Source organism: Tateyamaria rhodophyticola, from assembly GCF_047777875.1.
Classification (GTDB): domain Bacteria; phylum Pseudomonadota; class Alphaproteobacteria; order Rhodobacterales; family Rhodobacteraceae; genus Tateyamaria.
In genome coordinates this window covers 1,782,598-1,803,059 of sequence record NZ_CP180519.1, presented here as the reverse complement: position 1 = coordinate 1,803,059, position 20,462 = coordinate 1,782,598, and the positions used below count along the sequence as shown (strand labels likewise).

General features: G+C 59.8%; 21 protein-coding genes. 12 read left to right on the top strand and 9 right to left on the bottom strand.

Annotation, left to right across the window (positions count from 1 at the left end; all coding sequences use genetic code 11):
• The first annotated feature begins 100 nt into the window (after positions 1-100).
• On the top strand, positions 101-2,290 hold the full coding sequence (locus ACERHN_RS10545; RefSeq protein ID WP_415922594.1) for a response regulator: 2,190 nt from the start codon (positions 101-103) through the stop codon (positions 2,288-2,290).
• On the opposite strand, the gene yaaA is transcribed toward ACERHN_RS10545, so the two are convergent.
• The 3 genes from yaaA to ACERHN_RS10530 form a co-directional block, all read right to left on the bottom strand.
• The gene (gene yaaA / locus ACERHN_RS10540) at positions 2,275-3,048 is read right to left on the bottom strand and encodes a peroxide stress protein YaaA (RefSeq protein WP_415922593.1); all 774 of its coding nucleotides are present in this window, start codon (positions 3,046-3,048) and stop codon (positions 2,275-2,277) included. The two genes, ACERHN_RS10545 and yaaA, sit on opposite strands and share 16 nt — an antisense overlap.
• A gap of 33 nt (positions 3,049-3,081) precedes the next feature.
• Positions 3,082-5,118: a DNA helicase RecQ gene (recQ, locus tag ACERHN_RS10535; protein WP_415922592.1), complete on the bottom strand. Its 2,037-nt coding sequence runs from the start codon at positions 5,116-5,118 to the stop codon at positions 3,082-3,084.
• A 79-nt stretch (positions 5,119-5,197) separates the two neighbouring features.
• Positions 5,198-5,482, bottom strand: coding sequence for a YggT family protein (locus ACERHN_RS10530; protein ID WP_415922591.1), 285 nt, complete (start codon positions 5,480-5,482; stop codon positions 5,198-5,200).
• A 124-nt stretch (positions 5,483-5,606) separates the two neighbouring features.
• Here ACERHN_RS10530 and ACERHN_RS10525 point away from each other — a divergent pair, with 124 nt between their 5' ends.
• From ACERHN_RS10525 to arfB, 6 genes are all read left to right on the top strand, one after another.
• Positions 5,607-6,173 carry an acyl-CoA thioesterase gene (locus tag ACERHN_RS10525; RefSeq protein WP_415922590.1) on the top strand — a complete coding sequence of 189 codons (567 nt, stop codon included), beginning with the start codon at positions 5,607-5,609 and terminating at the stop codon, positions 6,171-6,173.
• Between the two features lie 104 nt (positions 6,174-6,277).
• Entirely contained in the window at positions 6,278-7,636 is a 1,359-nt protein-coding gene (locus ACERHN_RS10520) for an MFS transporter (RefSeq protein WP_415922589.1), read from the top strand.
• Positions 7,606-8,526 (top strand): penicillin-insensitive murein endopeptidase, encoded by a 921-nt coding sequence (mepA, locus tag ACERHN_RS10515; protein ID WP_415922588.1) that lies wholly within the window; start codon positions 7,606-7,608, stop codon positions 8,524-8,526. The genes ACERHN_RS10520 and mepA overlap by 31 nt, the downstream gene beginning before the upstream one ends.
• A 41-nt stretch (positions 8,527-8,567) precedes the next feature.
• Positions 8,568-9,329: an esterase-like activity of phytase family protein gene (locus ACERHN_RS10510; protein ID WP_415922587.1), complete on the top strand. Its 762-nt coding sequence runs from the start codon at positions 8,568-8,570 to the stop codon at positions 9,327-9,329.
• 67 nt (positions 9,330-9,396) lie between these two features.
• Positions 9,397-10,029: a queuosine precursor transporter gene (locus ACERHN_RS10505; protein WP_415922586.1), complete on the top strand. Its 633-nt coding sequence runs from the start codon at positions 9,397-9,399 to the stop codon at positions 10,027-10,029.
• 260 nt (positions 10,030-10,289) lie between these two features.
• On the top strand, positions 10,290-10,712 hold the full coding sequence (arfB, locus tag ACERHN_RS10500) for an alternative ribosome rescue aminoacyl-tRNA hydrolase ArfB (protein WP_415922585.1): 423 nt from the start codon (positions 10,290-10,292) through the stop codon (positions 10,710-10,712).
• Here the strand turns inward: arfB and ACERHN_RS10495 are convergent.
• Positions 10,709-10,885 carry a hypothetical protein gene (locus ACERHN_RS10495; RefSeq protein ID WP_415922584.1) on the bottom strand — a complete coding sequence of 59 codons (177 nt, stop codon included), beginning with the start codon at positions 10,883-10,885 and terminating at the stop codon, positions 10,709-10,711. The genes arfB and ACERHN_RS10495 overlap by 4 nt on opposite strands.
• 320 nt (positions 10,886-11,205) lie before the next feature.
• Here ACERHN_RS10495 and ACERHN_RS10490 point away from each other — a divergent pair, with 320 nt between their 5' ends.
• On the top strand, positions 11,206-11,922 hold the full coding sequence (locus ACERHN_RS10490) for a phytanoyl-CoA dioxygenase family protein (protein ID WP_415922583.1): 717 nt from the start codon (positions 11,206-11,208) through the stop codon (positions 11,920-11,922).
• Positions 11,923-11,971: 49 nt separating this feature from the next.
• Here the strand turns inward: ACERHN_RS10490 and pncB are convergent, their stop codons facing one another.
• Together pncB and pncA are read right to left on the bottom strand one after the other, a co-directional pair.
• A complete protein-coding gene (gene pncB, locus ACERHN_RS10485) occupies positions 11,972-13,264 on the bottom strand; it encodes a nicotinate phosphoribosyltransferase (protein ID WP_415922582.1) in 1,293 nt (430 codons plus the stop codon).
• Between the two features lie 12 nt (positions 13,265-13,276).
• The gene (gene pncA, locus ACERHN_RS10480) at positions 13,277-13,873 is read right to left on the bottom strand and encodes a bifunctional nicotinamidase/pyrazinamidase (protein WP_415922581.1); all 597 of its coding nucleotides are present in this window, start codon (positions 13,871-13,873) and stop codon (positions 13,277-13,279) included.
• A 97-nt stretch (positions 13,874-13,970) separates the two neighbouring features.
• Here pncA and ACERHN_RS10475 point away from each other — a divergent pair, with 97 nt between their 5' ends.
• On the top strand, positions 13,971-14,894 hold the full coding sequence (locus tag ACERHN_RS10475; RefSeq protein ID WP_415922580.1) for a rhodanese-related sulfurtransferase: 924 nt from the start codon (positions 13,971-13,973) through the stop codon (positions 14,892-14,894).
• Between the two features lie 97 nt (positions 14,895-14,991).
• Here the strand turns inward: ACERHN_RS10475 and ACERHN_RS10470 are convergent, their stop codons facing one another.
• A complete protein-coding gene (locus ACERHN_RS10470) occupies positions 14,992-15,876 on the bottom strand; it encodes a LysR family transcriptional regulator (RefSeq protein ID WP_415922579.1) in 885 nt (294 codons plus the stop codon).
• Between the two features lie 99 nt (positions 15,877-15,975).
• On the opposite strand from ACERHN_RS10470, the gene ACERHN_RS10465 reads away from it, so the two are divergent.
• Both ACERHN_RS10465 and ACERHN_RS10460 read left to right on the top strand, forming a co-directional pair.
• Positions 15,976-16,662: a type 1 glutamine amidotransferase domain-containing protein gene (locus tag ACERHN_RS10465; protein WP_415922578.1), complete on the top strand. Its 687-nt coding sequence runs from the start codon at positions 15,976-15,978 to the stop codon at positions 16,660-16,662.
• Between the two features lie 18 nt (positions 16,663-16,680).
• Entirely contained in the window at positions 16,681-17,382 is a 702-nt protein-coding gene (locus ACERHN_RS10460; protein ID WP_415922577.1) for an SDR family oxidoreductase, read from the top strand.
• A 62-nt stretch (positions 17,383-17,444) separates the two neighbouring features.
• Here ACERHN_RS10460 and ACERHN_RS10455 read toward each other — a convergent pair whose 3' ends face one another.
• On the bottom strand, positions 17,445-19,148 hold the full coding sequence (locus tag ACERHN_RS10455; protein WP_415922576.1) for a flotillin family protein: 1,704 nt from the start codon (positions 19,146-19,148) through the stop codon (positions 17,445-17,447).
• 42 nt (positions 19,149-19,190) lie between these two features.
• On the bottom strand, positions 19,191-19,853 hold the full coding sequence (locus ACERHN_RS10450) for a YqiJ family protein (protein WP_415922575.1): 663 nt from the start codon (positions 19,851-19,853) through the stop codon (positions 19,191-19,193).
• A gap of 156 nt (positions 19,854-20,009) precedes the next feature.
• Here ACERHN_RS10450 and ACERHN_RS10445 point away from each other — a divergent pair, with 156 nt between their 5' ends.
• Entirely contained in the window at positions 20,010-20,456 is a 447-nt protein-coding gene (locus ACERHN_RS10445; RefSeq protein WP_415922574.1) for a hypothetical protein, read from the top strand.
• Positions 20,457-20,462: the final 6 nt, after the last annotated feature.

Below are 20,462 nucleotides of genomic sequence, written 5' to 3'. Positions count from 1 at the left end.
TGTCCCGCATCCATGCAACGGGTTTGGCTGTCAGTCATTAAGTCGATCTTCACCAGCACTGTGAAATATCTGCCCCAGGACCGAAGAGGCGGAGCGGCTCATGAGCCTTGCAAACAAGCTTGCAGAGGAACGGCGCGGGCGGCTCGCGGCGGAACGACTGCTTGAGCTGAAACAGGCCGAATTGTCTGCGGCCAACCGCAAGCTTGGCCGCCATGCCGCCGCATTGCAGGGTGAAATCGTCGAAACCCGTGCCGAAGTGGCCAATGTCCGCACTGAAAATGAACGCGTCAGGACCGCGCTCGGGCAAGCCAATCAAAAGGTCGAGGTCGCCGAACGGCGATTGTGGCACTCGGTTCAGACGATCACCGACGGCTTTGCAATCTTTGATTCCGACAACCGGATGGTGGCCGCAAACGCAAGTTATCTCGCGATCTTCGACAAGGTAGCAGAGATCAAACCCGGCGTGAGCTATATCACCATCCTGCAAATTCTCACCGACGAAGGGATCGTGAATACCGGCAACCTTGCTGCTGACGACTGGCGGCGCATGATGGCGGAACGGTGGCTAAAGGCGGAACCGGAGCCCATCACGATCCGGCTGTGGAATGATCAATATGTCCGCCTGGTCGACCGGCGCGGGCAAGCGGGCGATATGGTGTCCCTGGGTCTGAACATCACCGAATCTGTGGAATATGAAAAACAGCTGAAAGCCGCGCGTGCCGAGGCCGAGGCGGCCAGCCGTGCCAAATCCGCCTTCCTTGCGAACATGAGCCATGAAATCCGCACGCCCATGAACGGCGTTGTTGGCATGGCGGAACTTTTGGCCGACACCGGGCTCAGCGAAGAACAACAGCTCTATGTCGATACGATCAAAAACTCGGGCGAGGCGCTGCTGGTCATCATCAATGACGTGCTCGACTACTCCAAGATCGAAGCGCAAAAGCTGCAGCTGCACCCCGAACCGTTTGATCTTGAGCGCAGCATTCACGAGGTGATCATGCTGTTGCAGACGTCCGCGCGCGACAAGGGGCTGACGCTGCTGCTGGATTATGACCTGTTCCTGCCAACGACATATATCGGGGATCCCGGAAGGATCCGGCAGGTTCTCACCAATCTGATGGGCAACGCGGTCAAGTTCACGCAGGAGGGCCACGTGTTGGTCCGCGTTCTCGGTGTCCCGAACCCCGAAACGGGCCAGGCCGAGGTGACGATCATCATCGAAGACACCGGCATCGGGATACCAGAAGATAAAATCGACCACATCTTTGGCGAATTCAACCAGGTCGAAAATGATCGGAACCGGCAATTCGACGGCACCGGTCTTGGCCTTGCGATCTCGCAGCGCCTGGTTGATCTGATGGAAGGCGAAGTGTGGGTGACGAGCGAGGAAGGCACCGGTTCCTGTTTCGGCTTCCGCATTCCGCTCAAGCTCAGCGACGAAGCCTTGCCAGAACACCCCCCCGTCCCCGAAGGCTTGCGGCGGGTTCTGGTGGTGGATGATCTGGCCGCCAACCGGTTGATCCTCCAACGTCAGTTGGAACAACTGGGACTAGGCGTGATCTGCTGCGCAAGTGGTCAGGACGCGTTACAGCATCTTGATGAGGTCGACCTGGTCCTGACGGATCACAACATGCCGGAGATGGACGGGCTTGAGTTGGCCGAGGCGATCCATGCAACCGGCAGCACCGTTCCGATCCTCCTTTTGACATCGAATCCCGGGTTCGCCGCAAATGACCCCGGAGCGCAGCGCCTGTTCGGCATCGCCCAGAAACCGGTGACGCGCGCAGAACTGTTTTCCCGCCTTCAGAGTGTCGGGCCCATCGCCGCCAGCGCACCAGAGGTCGCGGCCACGGACGCGGCGCCACCGCTCATGCGTGTGCTCGCCGCCGAAGACAACAAAACCAATCAGCTCGTGTTCACCAAGATGGTGAAAGACGCAGCCATCGACCTGAAATTTGCCTCGAACGGTCTCGAAGCGGTTGACCTGTTCCAGAGTTTTGCGCCGGATATCATCTTCATGGACATTTCGATGCCCAAGATGGACGGCAAACAGGCGGCGGCAGAGATCAGGTCACTGGAGGCAGAGCATGGGGGTCACGTGCCAATCGTGGCGATGACCGCACACGCCATGGATGGGGACGATCAGGGGATCCTCGCCGCAGGTATCGATCATTACCTGACAAAACCGCTGCGCAAGGCTGCGATCCACGAACATCTTGTCGCGGAATGCCCGCCATCGGCGCAGCCACCTTTTGAAGATGCCGAAACCCCTGGTCAGGACGTGGGGTAGGGCCGGACAAACACCAGCCGGTCGTCGTCGGACATCTCGGGTTGGTACACATACCCATCGGCTGCAAAACCGCGCAGCCCGTCCATATCCGCCACCCGGTTTTCGACGATATGGCGCGCCATCGCGCCACGTGCCCGTTTCGCAAAGAAGCTGACGATCTTGGGGCCCTGCCCCTTGTCTTCCATGAACACGGGCGTGATCACGCGGGGGCGCAAGGATTTCAGCGGTACTGCGCCAAAATACTCCTGACTGGCGCAGTTCACCAGAATGTCTGCACCGGCCTCCTCCGCCTGTGCATTCAACGCTTTTGCAATATCCGCGCGCCAGTAGTCATAGAGGGACTGACCCCGGCGTGTCTTGAGACGGCTGCCCATTTCAAGACGGTAGGGCTGAATCGCATCGAGCGGACGCAGAAGGCCATAGAGCCCCGACAAGATCCGCAGATGCGCCTGCGCATAGTCAACCGTCGCCTGATCCATCGAAGCGGCATCAAGACCCTGGTACGTATCGCCTGCAAAAGCATAGAGCGCGGGCCGCGTCACCTGTGCATCCGGCGCATCGACAAAGGCCTGAAACCGGTCCCGGTTCAATCGCGCGAGATCGTCGCTGAGGTCCATCAACGCCTTCAGTTTGCCCAGCGTCAGGTTCCGCGCCGTTTTCGCCAAGCGGATCGCATCATCCTGCATCGCGGGCGCTGTCATTTCGACGTCCCGCTCGCTCCAGTCCAGCCGCTTGGCCGGTGAAATCACCACCAACATGTTCCGCCCCTTAGGTCCAACTTGACGCGTGACTTAGCCCGCCGCCCGCAACACGTCCAGAAACGCATCGCCAAAGCGTTCGGACTTGCGATCGCCCAGCAAACGTTCAATCGCCGCTTCATCCGGCTGATGCAGTTGCGCAACCTTTGCAAGCTGCGACGCCGAACAGCTGAGCGGTTTGTCAGTCCCGTCCGGCCCGCGCGCAAGATCCGCCTGTACCGCCAGCAACTGATCATAAATCGTGCCCGCACTGCGCCCTGCGAGCTTTGCCCGGCTGGGGTGCATTTCTTCGACTGCGCCGGTGATCACTTCGAGGAATGTTGCGCCGAAATTCTGCAGTTTCTTGGCCCCAATGCCACTGATCCCTGCCATCTGGTCCAGCGTCATGGGCCGCTTTTCCGCCATTTCAATCAACGTCCGGTCCGGGAAAATGACGTAGGCCGGCACGCGCGCCGCCTCTGCCAATGCGCGCCGCTTCGCTTTGAGTGCTGACAAAAGCGGGGCGTCCTCCTCGGACACAAGCGATTTCACCGCAGGACGCCGCGCAGATTTGATCGTGTCGCGGCGCAGGGTGATCTCTGCCTCGCCCCGCAGGATCGGCAAGGCGGCATCCGTCATCCGCAGCGCGCCATGACGTTCCGGATCCGGACGCATTAGGTCATGGCCCATGATCTGCCGAAAAATCCCCTGCCATTCCGGTTTCGAAAAATCCTTGCCCACGCCAAAGGTCGGCAAGTCATTGTGGCCCCGCTGGCGCACCTTGTCGGTTTCATTGCCGAGAAGGATGTCGATCAGATGTCCGGACCCGAACCATTCCGCCGTCCGCAGCGCCGCCGACAGCGCCTTGCGCACCGCGGTGGTGCCGTTGAACAAGGCGGGCGGGGTGTCACACAAATCGCATTTGCCACACGTCACCTCGGCCTCTCCGAAATAACCAAGCAGCGTCTTGCGCCGACATTCCAGCGCTTCGGCCAGTCCAAGGAGCGCGTTGAGCCGCGCGTGGTCGGCCATGCGGCGTTCGGGCGGCGCGAGGCCTTCGTCAATCTGTGACCGGCGCAGCTTGATGTCTTCGGGACCGTAAAGCGTCAGCGTTTCCGCAGGCGCACCGTCCCGACCGGCGCGCCCGATCTCCTGATAATAAGCCTCGATGGACTTGGGCAAATCGGCATGCGCAACCCAGCGAATGTCCGGTTTATCGACGCCCATGCCAAAGGCGACCGTGGCCGCCACGATCAGCCCGTCCTGCTGCTGGAACTGCCGTTCGGCGATGCGCCGGTCTTCGGGGTCCATGCCGCCGTGATAATGGATGGCCGCATGCCCTGCCGCGCGCAGCGCCTGCGCCAGTGTTTCGGTTTTGGCCCGCGTGCCGCAATAGACGATACCGGATTGCCCTTTGCGCGCCGCTGCAAAATTGAGGATCTGCGCGCGCGGGCCATTTTTGGCCGCAAAAGTCAGGTGGATATTGGGCCGGTCGAAACCGCGCAGGAACGTGCGCGGCATTTGACCGTCAAAGAGTTTTTCGATGATTTCCGCCTGGGTTTCGGCATCTGCCGTGGCCGTAAAGGCCGCCAGCGGCACATCCAAAGCCGCACGCAGCGCACCGATACGCAGGTAATCCGGGCGAAAGTCATGACCCCATTGGCTGACGCAATGCGCCTCGTCCACAGCGATCAGACTGACACCGATGCGGCGCAGCATCCCTATGGCGGACCCCGACCCCAAACGCTCCGGCGCGATATAGAGCAGCTTGAGCCGCCGCGCCTCCAGCGCCTCCCACACCGCATCGGTTTCCTCGGGCGTATTGCCGGAGGTCAAGGCACCGGCGGCCACACCCGCCGCCTGCAACGCGCGCACTTGGTCACGCATCAGGGCAATCAGCGGGGAAATGACGACGGTCACCCCGTCGCGCATGAGCGCAGGTAACTGAAAGCACAGGGATTTTCCGCCACCCGTCGGCATGATGGCCAAGGCGTTTTCGCCACCCGCCACGGCATCCACGATCTCTTCCTGACCGGGGCGGAAGCTGTCGAATCCAAAAACGTCGTGCAGCAGCGTGGCAGCGCCGGCCATATCGTGAACCCTGTAAAATTTTATGTGTCTGCTCGTTGAGATACAGACTCACATTTTAAGAGTTCGTGAACAACCCTTTTCAGCGCAGCCCAAAGACGGCCGGAAGGATGATTGACCGCAACGCAATCAGGATCACAAAGGCCACCAGCGGCGCCAGATCCAGCGGGTGCGTGTCCGGCATATACCTGCGAATTGGGCGGTAAATCGGTTCCAGCAGCTTGTTCAGACCCGTCCACAGCTGTGCGACCAGCGGTTGTTGGTTGTTGAGGACCTGAAAACTGATCAGCCAGCTCATGATGATGTGGATGATCATGATCCAGTAGACCACGCCCAGCACCAGTTGAAGCAGTTGATAAATGACCATTGCCTGTTCCTTTACCGTGTTTCGTCAGTGGTAGGCCGCACCGCGATGTGGCGCAAGGTCACATCGGTCCGGGCCTTGATGTCGCGCTGCACTGCCGCATTTTAGGGACAAAGGAGTTAAGCCCATGTTCCCGTTTGTCCGCCTGATCAAGGAAATGCTGAACGCCCGCCGTCAGGCGCCGATCGGATTGACGGATATGCATGTGACACAGCACATGGTGTGGCCGTGGGATCTTGATGGGTTTCTCGAACTGAACAATGGCCGCGCGCTGACCCTGTATGATCTCGGGCGGTTGGGCATGGGCGCGCGTGTGGGCCTGATCGAAGTGCTGAAACGCGAAAAGTGGGGGCTGACCATGGCGGGGTCATCCGTACGCTATCGCCGCCGCCTGCATGCGTTTGAACGGTTCGAAATGCGCAGCCGTGCCGTGTGCTGGGACGACAAGTTCACCTATATCGAACAGTCGATGTGGAAAGCGAATGGCGAGTGTGCGAGCCACGTTCTGTACCGCTCTGCGGTGACGGACAAGAACGGGATCGTCACGCCCGACCGCGTTCTGGCAGCGTTGGGTGAGGACGTGACCTCGCCCCCTGCACCTGACTGGATCGCCGCCTGGATCAAGGCAGAGGCACAGCGGCCATGGCCGCCGATGCAGGACAAACCCGTGCGCCCGGTGGCGGACGCCGCCTAAACGCAACGCTTGCCATGCGGGCTGTCGCCTGCTTTGCTCTGCCCAACGATAAAGGGTGGGGCACAGTGGCAGATGTTTCCTTGAAAAAGCGCATTTGGGGCTGGATGGCCTTCGATTGGGCGACACAACCGTTTTACACGCTTGGCCTGACTTTTGTATTCGGCCCGTATTTCGCCGCCGTCTCTTTGACTTATTACGAGGCCCAGATTGCAGACCCGGATGCCGCGCGCGCGGCCAGTCAGGCGTTATGGTTCTGGGCCAACACCGCGGCGGGCATGCTGATTGCATTCACCGCCCCGCTTGTGGGTGCGTATGCGGACAGCACGGGGCGACGGATGCCATGGATCTGGGGGTTTTCGCTGCTCTATTTCGCGATGACCGGCGCACTTTGGTTTCTGTACCCGGACGCGTCGACCCTGTTCATGGTCCTGATCGCCTTTAACGTGGCGCTCATCGGGGCCGAATTCCTGCTGATCTTTGTGAACGCGATCCTGCCGTCGCTGGGCGACAAGGAAGAGGTTGGCAAAATCTCCGGCAACGGTGCGGCCCTGGGGTATTGGGGCGGGGTCCTGTCCCTGTTCATCATGCTTTTGCTTCTGGCGGAGAACGAAAGTGGCAAAACACTGGCCGGGCTGGATCCGTTGTTCGGGTTGAACGCTGAAACGCGCGAAGGCACGCGGTCAGTGGGTCCGTTCATCGCATTGTGGTTTGCGCTTTTTATGGTGCCGTTCTTCCTGTGGGTCCGCGAGCCCAAACAGGTGAACCGCACCGGCGGGATTAGCGAGGCCATGTCCGACCTCAAACAATCGCTCAAGGGCGCGGTCAAACGGCGGTCCCTGCTGAATTTCCTCGTCTCCTCGATGTTCTATCGCGACGCGCTCAACGCACTTTATTCTGCGGGTGGGGTATATGCGACGCTTGTCCTGGGCTGGTCGATCATCCAGATCGGTGTTTTCGGCATCGTGGGGGCCATCACCGCCGCAGTCGCCACGCAAATCGGTGGCATATTCGACAGCCGCGTGGGCCCGAAACCCGTCATCAAAGTGTGCTGCTATATCCTGATCGCCGTGTGCATCGTGATCGTCGGCATGTCGCGTGACAGCATCTTTGGCATTGTGGCCCTGCCCGAAGGATCCTCCCTGCCCGACATCGTGTTTTATGTCTGCGGCGCTGCAATCGGTGGGGCCGGTGGTGCCATTTATGCGGCGTCGCGCTCCATGATGGTGCGTCACACCCATCCGGAACGACCGACCGAAGCCTTTGGCCTGTTTGCATTGTCCGGCAAAGCGACGGCATTTTTGGCACCCGCTCTGATTGCCCTTGTGTCGACGCTGACAGGCAATGCACAATTCGGATACATTCCGGTCATTCTCTTGTTTGTCCTCGGACTATTCCTGTTGCGTTACGTGAACCCCGAAGGAGATCACGCCAAATGGTCAAAATCCGACGTGCCTTTACCCTGATTTCCACGCTTTTGCTGTGTGCCTGTGCCGGTGGCGCGGACACGGACATCAGCGGCGCGCCGCTGCCGGATGTTGATCCGGCCACGCTGCAAGCCTTTGCCAAGGGACAGTTCGGTGGCAAACGTGTCGCCTCGCGCCAGACGCCCAGTGCCTTGGGCAGCTATGCCCGTGGTTGCGTGGCGGGCGCGGAGCAGTTGGCAGAAACCGGACCAACATGGCAGGCGATGCGTCTCAGCCGGAACCGGAATTGGGGGCATCCCGAACTGGTCGATTTCGTGCAAACCCTCAGCCGCAAGGCAGCGGCACAGCCGGGATGGAACGGGCTTTACGTGGGCGACATGAGCCAGCCGCGCGGTGGTCCCATGCTGACCGGGCACCGCAGCCATCAGATCGGGTTGGATGTCGATGTCTGGATGCTGCCCGCGCGCAACCTGACCCTGAGCGCTGCAGAGCGCGAAAACATCAGCTCGATCTCGACACGCCGGTCCAGCGGGGCCTATGTCAATTCCAACTGGACACGGCAGCATCATGAAATCATCAAGGCCGCCGCCCAGGACAAGCGCACAGCCCGCATCTTTGTCTTTCCGGGGGCCAAGGTGCAGATGTGCAAGGACGAAAAAGGGGATCGGGCATGGTTGCGCAAGGTGCGCCCGTGGTGGGGTCATCACTACCACTTTCACGTCCGGCTCAGCTGCCCGCCCGGCACGCGCGGATGTGTCAATCAGGACGCACCACCCGCGGGCGATGGCTGCGCGGATGCACAGCAATGGGTGAACAACATCCTGAACCCGCCGCCCCCGGACCCGAACGCACCAAAGCCCAAACCGCGCCGCGAACTGCGGGTCGCAGATTTGCCGCAGCAATGTGCGGGTGTCTTGGCCTCGCAATAGCGTTTGGAACGACCGCTGCCGCTGACCCGGTTCTGCGGCACGTGCGGTCGGTGACACTGACCTCGGATGATCCCGCGTTTGGCGGTCTGTCTGCGATCGAAACGCGGGACGGATCGACTTTTGTTGTCCTGTCAGATCGCGGGCAGGCCTATGAGATAGCCATAGACCGTACCACATCGAAACCCCGCATCACGCCGCGCACGCAACCCGCGCCGCAGCGTGACAGTGAGGGCCTGGCCTATGCCGGTTCCAATCTGTTTTTCAGCTACGAAGGACCGGCCGAGATACGGACAGAAACCGGTGAACGTCTGCCGACTTATCCGGCCTTTCGGCAGTTGCAGTCCAACGGATCGTTCGAGGCATTGGCCGCGGCGCCGGACGGAACCGTGTATGTCATCCCCGAACGATTTGGAGAGCGCGCGCCAGCGTTCCCGGTGTATCGCTACCGGGATGGCGCATGGTCAATTGCACGGGGTCTGCCGAAAGACGGCAGCTTTCTCCCTGCGGGCGCGGATATCGGACCGGACGGGCTGCTCTATGTGCTGGAACGCACGTTGACGCCGCTTGGCTTTCGCAGCCGTGTGCGCCGGTTTGCGCCTGACACTGACGGTACGGTTGAAACGCTGCTCACCACACCGCCCGGTCGGCACGACAACCTCGAAGGGTTGGCGATCTGGCAATCAGCAACCGGACAAACTTGCCTGACGATGGTGTCCGACAACAATTTTCTGCGCGTCCAGCGTACCGAGATCGTTGAATATTCCCTGATTGACCCTCTTGCGGCGCAGGGCACTTGCGACTAGGGACTGCGCGTCGGTCTGTCGCAGGGTCGGCCAAGTCCCCGCAACCTTGTCAAAAACGGGTCACATTATGACACGCGCACATCTTCCCGGCATCATCGCCATGGCCCTCATCGTGGTGGCCTCAAACGTCCTCGTCCAATTCCTGTTTGGCAATTGGCTGACCTGGGGGGCGTTTACGTATCCCCTCGCCTTCCTCGTCACCGACATCATGAACCGCGTCTATGGCGCGGGTCCCGCGCGGACGGTGGTGTTTGTCGGCTTTATCGTCGGCGTGTTCTGCTCGCTTGTTGGCACACAGATCATGCTGCAGGGGGACGGGTTCACCTATCCCGCCGTCACCTTCCGCATCGCCATCGGCTCTGGTCTGGCATTCCTGACGGCGCAGTTGCTGGACGTCGGGATCTTTTCGGCGTTGCGTTCCGGTGCGTGGTGGAAGGCGCCGCTGGTCTCCACCATCATCGGCAGTTCCGTGGACACCGCACTGTTCTTTACCATCGCGTTCTCGAACGCGCTCAGCTTTCTGGAACCCTCGAACGACGTGAGCTGGGCCAATGAGGCATTGCCGCTCTTGGGCGTTGGTCCTGTCGTGCCGCTCTGGGTCTCGCTTGGCGTGGCCGATTGGGGTGTGAAACTATCGCTGGCGCTCATTGCTTTGGCACCTTTCCGGCTGCTGACCGGGAACGTGCGCGAGGCCACTTAAAAGCGTTGACTTTTGGCGTGGCTGTGCGACGCTGAGGGTGAGTTCAACAAAGCGGAAGGAGGTGATCCAGTGTCGAGAAAGGTATTGGAGAGAGGTGTCGGAACAACGCGGGCGGCGGCCTGCTAGGGCAGCCCCTGGTGGTTCAGTTCGTCTGACGCTGATCGGTTGATCTAACCGACGCCACCTCCGAATGACTTTCGAAAGGGCCACTGGCAACGGTGGCCCTTTTTCGTTGGCCTCACCCCGCGTATATCGGGCGCATGTTGCATATCACCGACGATATCATCCTGCAGGACTGGGAACTAAGCGAAAGCTTTGTGCGCGCGTCGGGACCGGGCGGGCAGAATGTGAACAAAGTGGCCACGGCCGTCGAACTGAGGTTCGAGGCGGCGCGTTCACCGGCTCTTGCACCCGCAGTCAAGACGCGCCTGAAACGTCTGGCCGGGCGCAAGTGGACCACTGAGGGCGCGTTGGTGATCCAATGCGACGAAACCCGCAGTCAGGCCCGCAACCGCGATATCGCGCGACAACGGCTGGTGGACTTGATCCGCAAGGCGCTGGTCGCACCCAAACGGCGCGTGGCCACACGGCCCACCCTGGGGTCGAAAAAGAGACGACTGAAGGCCAAGAAGGAACGCGGCGCGGTCAAGGCGCTGCGCGGCCGGGTCCAGTCGGACGATTAAAAGGACAGCAAATCCACGGAGGACCGGGAAGAGAAGTAGGTTGGCTCCACCTGCTCTGACAGGATGATCCCGAGGGGATCGGATTGGCTTTTGCTGACAATCTGATCGGCGCCACCGCAGGCTGAGAGTGCCGCGGCGGAGGCGAGGAGGGTGATCAAAATCATGCGTTTCATTGGTCTGCTCGGTTCAATTTTTTGGTTTCGATAGGATCAATATCGTGAACAAACATGGCCTGAACGGGGCGATTGTTTGCCGTTTTGAGATTATTTTGCGGACCGTCAGATGCGTGGCAGAAGCCTTTTTGCGCAGCACAAACGATATTTTTATATTAGAAATCTTATGGTTAAATCCGCCCTTGCCTCAGCTGGCATACTTTTGGCGTGGCCACGATTGTTCCGCGCATTGAAACAGTAAGCGCACAAGCATCGCGGCAATTTCGATGTCCGCAAAGCCCCCGCGTTGCAATGGACCGGCACAACACCCAATGTCGGGCATGAGCAAAACTGGAATTCAGGGAGTTCTGCCCGTGACGCACGCGCTTGCCAACGAACTTGAAAACAAAGGCAGGGTTTGGGTCAGGAACGCGATGTCAGAAGAAGATCTGTCGCTTTTTGAACACGCGGTCACAACGTCGGCAAGGCCGGGTCAAAGGCTCGAGATGTCGGACGGTTTGATGACCGCCCTGTCACCGGAAAGTGCATTGCTGCGTGCCGTCAGGCGCGGCTTACCCGGTGCTGCCCCCGTGCGAATTGTTGCGTTCAACAAATCGGAAACCGCGAATTGGGGCGTTCCATGGCATCAGGACAGGATCATTGCCGTTGCCGAAAAAGCCGATCTTGCCGGGTACAGGAACTGGACCTGCAAGTCGGGGACTTGGCATTGCGAACCGCCGAAACCGGTCTTGGACGAGATGGTTTTTGTGCGCATTCACCTGGACGACAACGACCGGTCAAACGGCGCAATGGAGATTGCCGTTGGAAGCCACAAAAGTGGTTTTGTTCCCTCCGCCCAAGCAGAGGAAGTGGCCAACACGTTTCCCATTGAGACATGCACCGCGAAACGTGGGGACGTTTTGATCCTGAAGATGCTGACGCTGCACGCGTCGAAGCCCGCGCAAGTAAACGCGGGACGGAGAGTGTTTCGCATCGATTTTTCTCCGTCTCAATTGCCGCCACCGTTGTCGTGGGCCGGCAAGTTCGCTGACACCTGACAATCGCTGGAAGAGATGGCTGGCCGTCCGCCAAATCACGATGCCGCGTTTACACCACGACCTCGCTGCGCACCTGTTCGCCTACCCCAAACACCCGCTTGTAGCGTTCGATCTCTGCATCCGGTCCCATCGCCTTGTTGGGATTGTCAGAGAGTTTTACCGTCGGCTGCCCATTTGCCGACACCGCTTTGCACACCAGCGAGAACGGGGCGAGGCGATCGCCTTGGGTCAGGCCCTTGAAGTCGTTGGTGAGCATCGTGCCCCAGCCAAATGACACGCGAACGCGGCCCTGGAACTGTGCGTGCAATTCCGCGATTTTTTCCACGTCGAGACCATCGGAGAAGATGATCAGCTTGTCCTTTGGGTCTTCACCCCGGGACTTCCACCAGTTGATCGCCGTTTCTGCACCGGTTGCGGGGTCGCCGCTGTCGATGCGGATACCCGTCCATCCGGCCAGCCAATCGGGCGCGTTTTTCAAGAAGCCTTCGGTGCCATAGGTGTCCGGCAGGATGATGCGCAGGTTGCCGTCATGCTCTTCGTGCCAGTCGCTGAGGACATCGTAAGGCGCCTGCGCCAACGCGCCGTCCGTCTCTGCGAGCGCCGAATATACCATGGGCAGTTCATGCGCGTTGGTGCCGATCGCCTCGACATCGCGGTTCTTGGCAATCAGGCAATTGGACGTGCCGACAAAGCTGTTGCCCAGCCCTTCGCCCATCGCCTGAACACACCAATCCTGCCAAAGGAAAGAGTGCCGCCGCCGTGTTCCGAAATCCGCGACGCGCAAGCCATCAAGCGGCCGGAGGTGTTCGATTTTCTCCCAAAGCTTGGTCATGGCCCGGGCATAGAGCACTTGCAGTTCGAACTTGCCCATCGTGCCCAATACGGCGCGCGACCGAAGCTCCATCAGCACCGACAACGCCGGAATTTCCCAAAGCATGACCTCGGGCCATGACCCTTCGAAGGTCAGTTCGTATTGATCGCCCACGCGCTCCAGGTGATAGGGCGGCAGGCGCAGGTTTTCGAACCAGTCCATAAAGGCGGGCGTGAACATCTGACGCTTGCCATAAAACGTGTTGCCGCGCATCCACGTGCTCTCCCCACGGCGCAGCGACAGGGAGCGGATATGGTCGAGTTGCTCGCGCAGCTCTCCTTCGTCCACCAGCTTGGCCAGCGGGACGTGGGTGGAGCGGTTGATCAGCGAAAACGTGACCCGCGTCTCGGGACGATTGCGAAACACCGACTGGCACATGAGCAGTTTGTAGAAATCCGTGTCGATCAGGGACCGGACGATCGGGTCGATCTTCCATTTGTGGTTCCAGACGCGGGTGGCGATGTCGACCATGATACTGGGCCTTCAGATAAGGGTGACGCCCGCGGCCTGCATCGCGGTGCGGGCAGCGGCAAGTGAGCCGTCAAGGTCGATGGCGCGGCAGAGGGACGTGTGGACCGTCGTGGCATAGCCAAGTTTGGCGGCATCCAAGGCCGAATAATTCACGCAGAAATCAGTGGCCAGGCCAACAAGCGTGATCGTGTCGACCCCGCGCGTGCGCAAGTAGCCATCAAGGCCCGTGGGCGTGGACCGGTCATTTTCAAAAAAAGCCGAATAGCTGTCGATATGCGGCCGGTATCCCTTGCGCACGATCATGTCCGCGCGGTCCGTATCAAGGCCCGCATGAAAGGCCGCACCTTTCGTGCCCTGGACACAGTGGTCGGGCCAGAGGACCTGTGGGCCGTACGGCATGTCCGTCATGTCATAGGGGTTTGCACCCGCATGCGAGCTGGCGAATGACGCGTGGCCCGCCGGGTGCCAGTCCTGTGTCAGGACGACAGCGGTCGCATCCGACATCAGCGCGTTGATCCCCGGTACGATGGCATCGCCATCCGGCACGGCCAACGCGCCGCCCGGGCAGAAGTCGTTTTGCACGTCAATGACGATGAGGGCTTGGGACATGTGTGGCCTCCTTGCCGCTTTGTAGCTTGGGCAGCGCGCGGGGTGAACCCCGGCGTGATGCTTGAACGTGCGCGCGCGCGGGCGTATCTGGCGGCTTATGTACACAATCGCCGCTCTTTATCACTTTACCCGCTTTGCCGATCCGCAAGCACTGAAGGGGCCGTTGGCCTCGGTATGCTGCGGGAACGGGGTCACCGGGACACTGTTGCTGGCACCCGAGGGGATCAACGGCACGATTGCGGGGTCGCGTGCGGGCATTGACGCGGTGCTGGCGCATATCCGGGCCTTGCCGGGCTGTGCCGATCTGGAGTGGAAGGAAAGCGCAAGCGACACAGCCCCCTTTGGCAAGATGAAGGTGCGGATCAAGCGCGAGATTGTGACCATGGGCCAACCGGACGTCGATCCCGCCGCCCGTACCGGTCACTATGTGGCGCCACAGGATTGGAACGCGCTGATTGGACGTGACGATGTGGCCGTGATCGACACGCGCAACGATTACGAAGTGGCCATCGGCACATTTGACGGCGCGGTCGACCCGCAGACCCGCAGCTTTGGTGAATTTCCTGCCTGGTGGGAGGCGAACCGCGAAAAGTTTGCAGGCAAGAAGATTGCCATGTTCTGCACCGGCGGGATCCGGTGTGAGAAATCCACGAATTACCTTCTGGGGCAAGGCGTCGAGGATGTATTCCATCTCAAGGGCGGCATCCTGAAATACCTCGAAGAGGTGCCCGCAGAGCGCAGCACATGGCAAGGCGACTGCTTTGTATTTGATGGGCGGGTGAGTGTCGGGCACGGTCTTGCCGTTGGGCCGCACCAACTGTGCCACGCCTGCCGTCGCCCCATCCTGCCAGAGGATCAGATGCACCCGGCGTTCGAAGCTGGCGTCAGTTGCCACCATTGCGTGGACGAGACAAGCGCCGAGGACAAGGCGCGGTTCCGCGAACGCCAAAAGCAAATCGAACTGGCCCGCGCACGGGGCGAAGACCATCTGTCCGGGCCGATGGTGCCGGACAAAGGGTGATCCTGTACACGTGTTCTTTCGGACCCGAGGGTTGAGGTACGACGAGCCCTACGGGCAAGACCTTGGCGCGGCACCAAACCGGGGTGACCCCATGCTGTCACTTGGCCAATGTTTCCAACAGCATCGTGCGCGTGTAAGCGACACGCGGGCTGCGCAGGGCGGACTTCGCCCAGACCAGGTAAAACGTATTCTTTGGCGGTTCTTTCGCGCCTTTGAGTCTGACGATGGACCCGCGTTCGATCCCGCTTTGGCACAGGTAGTCCGGGATGACGGACCAACCGACATTTGTCTCAACGAGGGTCCGCAACAACCGGATGTCCGACGCTGTGACGCTGGGTTGCTGTGCCTTGAGGTCAACGCCGTTCCAGTCGCACCATTCCCGCAACAGCGGTCGGTCCACGTCATACGCAACGTGCGGCACCGACTGCAAAGCTGCTTTCAAATCCCTCCAGCTTTCGATCTGCGCCGCAGTGGTCGGCGAGGCCACCGCAAACAGACGTTCTGATCCAATGGCCTGCGACGCCAGTCGGACGTCATCCGGTTGCGAAGCAGTAAAGGCAAGGTCAACATCCCCATTCAGGAGCGCATCATAGATTGACGCCCTGCCGCCCAGAAGCAAGCGCACCTGCAACCCGGCTTCGGTCAGACGGCCCAGAACCGGGGCGACTTTCTCTGACATCAACTCCGCAGGGCCTGCGATCTGGATACCGCCCGACAATTCCGCAGACCGCGCCCGCATCGTGGCAAGCGCAAGCTCGGCACGGTCCAACCCGTCGCCTATTTGCGCGGCGAGGTCTTGCGCAAGGACGGTCGGCAAGACACCGCGTGCCTGTCGCACGAAAAGCGTCTTGCCAAGCTGCGCCTCAAGCGACGCAATATGTTGCGACACCGCAGGTTGCGTGATCCCGAGGTTTTCCGCCGCTTCACTCAATGAATGGCAACGGAAAGCTTCGATGAAAGTGCGTAAATGATTGAGCGACATACAAGTTCCATAAGAATATTTATGCTTATGGTCAAAAACTCTTTGGTTTTCTGATGGGTGAGAGTGGCTATCTCAGCGTTAGTCAAAAAGGAGCCAATCATGACACAGTCCAAAATTCTCATCGTGGCGACATCTGCCGCTGAAATGACAAACGGGGAGCCAACTGGCGTGTGGCTGGAAGAACTTACAACACCCTATTACGCGTTTCGCGATGGCGGCGCTGATGTGACGGTTGCATCAATTGCCGGTGGTCGCATTCCCGTCGATGCGCGGAGCATCTCAAAGCCAGGTGACAACGACGCGTCGGTCGAACGCTATCTCGAGGATGCCGAGGCGCAGCAGACGTTCAACAACACGGTGGCCTTCACGGAGTTGGACACAGATGGGTTTGATGCCGTGTTTCTGCCCGGTGGTCACGGGACCATGTTCGACTACCCCGACAGTGAAGCGTTGGCTGCATTGATCGAGACGTTCGACCGCGCCGAGAAAATTGTATCTGCCGTATGTCACGGTCCCGCAGCACTCGTGTCTGCGAAGGCATCGGATGGAGCGCCATTTGTCAAAGGTCGCAAGGTCGCCGCCTTTACCGACAGTGAGGAGGTCGCAGTCGGACTGGATGACGCAGTCCCCTTCCTGCTGGAAACCCGCCTGCGCGAGTTGGGTGCGTTGCACGAGGCGGCACCTGATTTCGAACCGTTCGCACTACAGGATGGCAACCTGATCACCGGGCAAAACCCGGCATCGGCCACCAAGACCGCCACCCTCGTGCTCGACGCACTCGCCTAACCAGAAGGGAGACGACACATGTCAAAGGTCATTTTCATCACCGGCGCGTCGTCCGGCATCGGCGAAATCTGCGCCCGCCATGCGGTACAGGCCGGCCACCGGGTCGCGCTGGCGGCGCGCTCCAAGGACAAACTTGACGCCTTGGTGGACGAATTCGGCGCGGACAACGCCATTGCGCTGGAATGTGATGTCACCAGCGCCGCGCAACAAGAGGCGGCGATTGCCGCCACGGTCGATCATTTCGGCAAGATCGATGTCGTGTTTGCCAATGCGGGTATCGGCGCCTCAGCGCGGGGGACCGAGGCCGGTGATCCGGAAAGTTTCCGCCAGATGATCGACATCAACTGTCTCGGCGTGACGTATACGGCGAAATATGCGCTGCCGCATTTGAAAGCGTCGCAGGGGCATCTGGTGCTGGTTGGATCATTGGCGGCGCAAGGCACGGTTTGGGGGTCGGTCTATTCCGCCACAAAATGGTTTATCCGCGGGTACGCAGATAATCTCGGGGCCGAACTGGGTGATGCGGGTGGCCGGGTCACATGTTTGCATCCGGGCATGACGGACACACCATTTTTCGACAGCGAGAAACCGGACGCCTTGCGACCGGAGGATATCGCCAAAGCCTTCATGTATGTTGTTGAGCAGCCGGACTATGTGTTGATCCCGCATCTTCCGATCTATCCGCGTCCGAAGAAGCCATTTGCGGATCAGCACCACTAGGCGCTCAATCGGCCAAGCAAAGTTGATGTACCAGCGACATGTGCCGCTGGTACATCCGCAATTCACGACGTCGCGCTTGTTTCGCCATCCTGCGCGGCGTCTTCTTCGGCTTCAACCACTTCGGCGTCTGGCACATCCTCGTGCGATGCCTTTGTGACGTCCAAGGCACCGTTCGCGACACCGGACAGCCCATTTTCCAAGCTGATCCCCAGCTCTTTGCCCAGCGCCTGCATGGCCGGCATCTGAAGCGCCATGCCCAGCACGGAATCGAGCGCCTGATTGACCGGGGTGCCACCGTTTGACTGCACATCGCCCGTCGCACCACCACCGATGCCGCTGACCTGATGGATCTTGATGGAATCGATCTTTTCGGCCGGTTTTACCATCTCCGCGATGATGGCAGGCATCGCCTCCAGTTGCGCCAAACGGACCTTCATCGCGACAATTTCGGCGCTCAGTTCGTTTTCGGAATTTGCAATCGCGGTCTGACCTTCGGCAGTGGCCAGCAAATCCGTTTTCTTGGCTTCAGCCCGTACCGTAATTGCGTTGGCGTCAGCCTGCGCTTCTTCCAACCGCGCCGCGGCGCGGTCGCTGGCGGCGTCCTTTTCGGCTTGGGCCGCGAGACGTATGGCGGTGGCCTGGCGCTCCGCTTCCTTTTCCGCCTCGATCAGCGCGATCCGTTTCACACGCTCGGCCTCGGCCACAGCGCGCGCGGTCTCGATCGCCTCAGACGCTTTCTTGGCTTCGGCCCGGGCGTTGTCGGCAGATGCGCGCGCCTGGCTCTCTTCTTCTGATTTGCGCGCCACGATGATCTGACGCTCCTGATCGGCAACCTCCAGTTCACGCTCCTTGGCGATCTCGGCCTCGCGGATGGTGCGTTCCCGTTCAATTTCCGCGGCGCGCACGGCCTTTTCGCGTTCGATCCGTGCTTCGTTCTTGGCCCGGTCCGAGGATTCCTGATTGCGTGCGATCTGCGCCTCTTGCTCTGCCTGCAGGGTCTGGATTTCCTCGATCTGCTTGATCTCTGCCTGCTTCTGCTCGCGCTCAATCTGATACTTGCGCTTTTCGGCTTCCATCTCGGACTGCGCGACGGACACGTCCGCCTCTGCTGTGATTTCGGCCCGCTGTTTGCGCGAGGTGGCAATGACGGCCGCCAGCTTTTGCATACCCACCGCGTTGAACGCGTTGTTTTCATCCAGCGACTCGAACGGCGTTTGGTCCAACGCCGTCAGCGATACGGCCTCCAATTCGAGACCGTTCTTGAGCAGGTCCTCAGAGATTGCGTTCTGCACCTCCTGAACAAAGCTGGCCCGGTTCTCGTGCAACTCATCCATGGACATCTGGGCCGCAACAGCACGCAGACCATCAACCAGCTTGCCTTCGATCATCTCGCGCAGCTGATCGACATGAAACGTCCGATCACCCAATGTCTGTGCAGCGCGCGAAATGCCGTCTTCGGTCGCATTCACAGAAACATAGAATTCCACCCCGACATCGACGCGCATCCGGTCCTTGGTAATCAGCGACTGTTCGTTCACCCGCGCCACCTCAAGCCGCAGCGTCTTCATGTTGACCTTGGAAATTTCGTGCAGGAACGGAACCACGATGGTGCCGCCGTCCATGATCACCTTGCGCCCGCCGGATCCGGTTTTGACCAACGACGTTTCGCGCGTGGCGCGTTTGTACAGGCGGGCCATGATCAGACCGATAAAGACCAGAAGGCCAACGATAATCGCGGCAATAGTGAGGATGGGGGCGATTTGCATGTAGTGCTCCATTTCGGTTTCAGGTTCGGTGGACAGGGCCGATCAAATTACAAAGAACTTGTCGCCCCGTTTGCGGATCAATGTCACGTCGCTGCCCTGGACGAAAACTGCGTCGTCATGCAGCGGTTCAACCCGCATGTAGTGGATGTTGCCATGGCGGTCCTTGAGCTTCACCTCGGCCGGTTTGCCACGCGATGCTGTACCTTGTGTGACGGTCCCGCGACATCCGCCCAGATAGCGGGCGCGTATCGCCGTTGTTTCCGTTTTCGGCATGATCAATGCGACCCAGTTTGCGATGATCCGCGTCACGCCGAGTGCCGGGACAAACGCAATGATGCTGGCAATCCACATCGGCAACGCCGTCCCAAGGAGAGAGACACAGATTGACTGCAGGATCAGGCCAAACAGCCCGAACATCGTCAGAAAAGAGACCAGCCAAATCAGAAACGGCACATCGCGCGCGCCAATCCACGTGAAGATCCCGGATGATCCCGTATCGCCGATGTCGAGATCGGGCACCGCGTCGTCCAGGCCGTCGATGCCTTCGACGGAAAAGTCAAAATCGGCATCCAGATCAATATCAAGGTCCGGCGCATCACTCCCAACGCCGAGGATCGTCCCGCCCAGAAGAGCGGTCAGGATTTCAAGTGCGAACAGACCCGCCACAACCGCAAGGCAGACGGCAAAGATAATCGCATCGGGCATCAGTAGAGTTGTAAGCATTGGTGTCCCTTCAACCTATACATAGTACATTATCCCACAAATGTTAGATATATATATGCAAATTATTTGATTTTCTCAAAAATACATACATATTGTTGTCAGAATGCACCTGTTCTGATCTCCACTGTGAGGGGTGAGATGCCTGATTTCATAAAGCGACGCCGCCTTGCCCGGTTGATCGATGCATCTGCCAAGCAGATTGGCGATGTCGAACGTCCCGAGCGTGGTTGGATTGCCTCCGTCCGATATGCTTTGGGGATGTCCGCCGAACAGGTGGCAAAGCGAAAAGGCGTCAGCCGCAACGCCGTCTATCAGGCAGAGCGGAGCGAGTTGGACGGTGGCGTTTCAATCAAGCAGATGCAAAATCTCGCCACGGCCATGGGGGGGCGGTTTGTCTATGCAATCGTGCCAGACGCCCGCATCGAAGACATGCTGTACCGGCAGGCACTCAAGAAAGCGAAACGCCTCATCCACGACGACCCGGACAGCGCCTCATGGCCCGACCATGAACGGCAGGACTGGATTGAAGATAAGGCCGCAGAACTCCTGCACGACTTCCCCGCCGACTTTTGGGAAGATGATTGAGGCTTT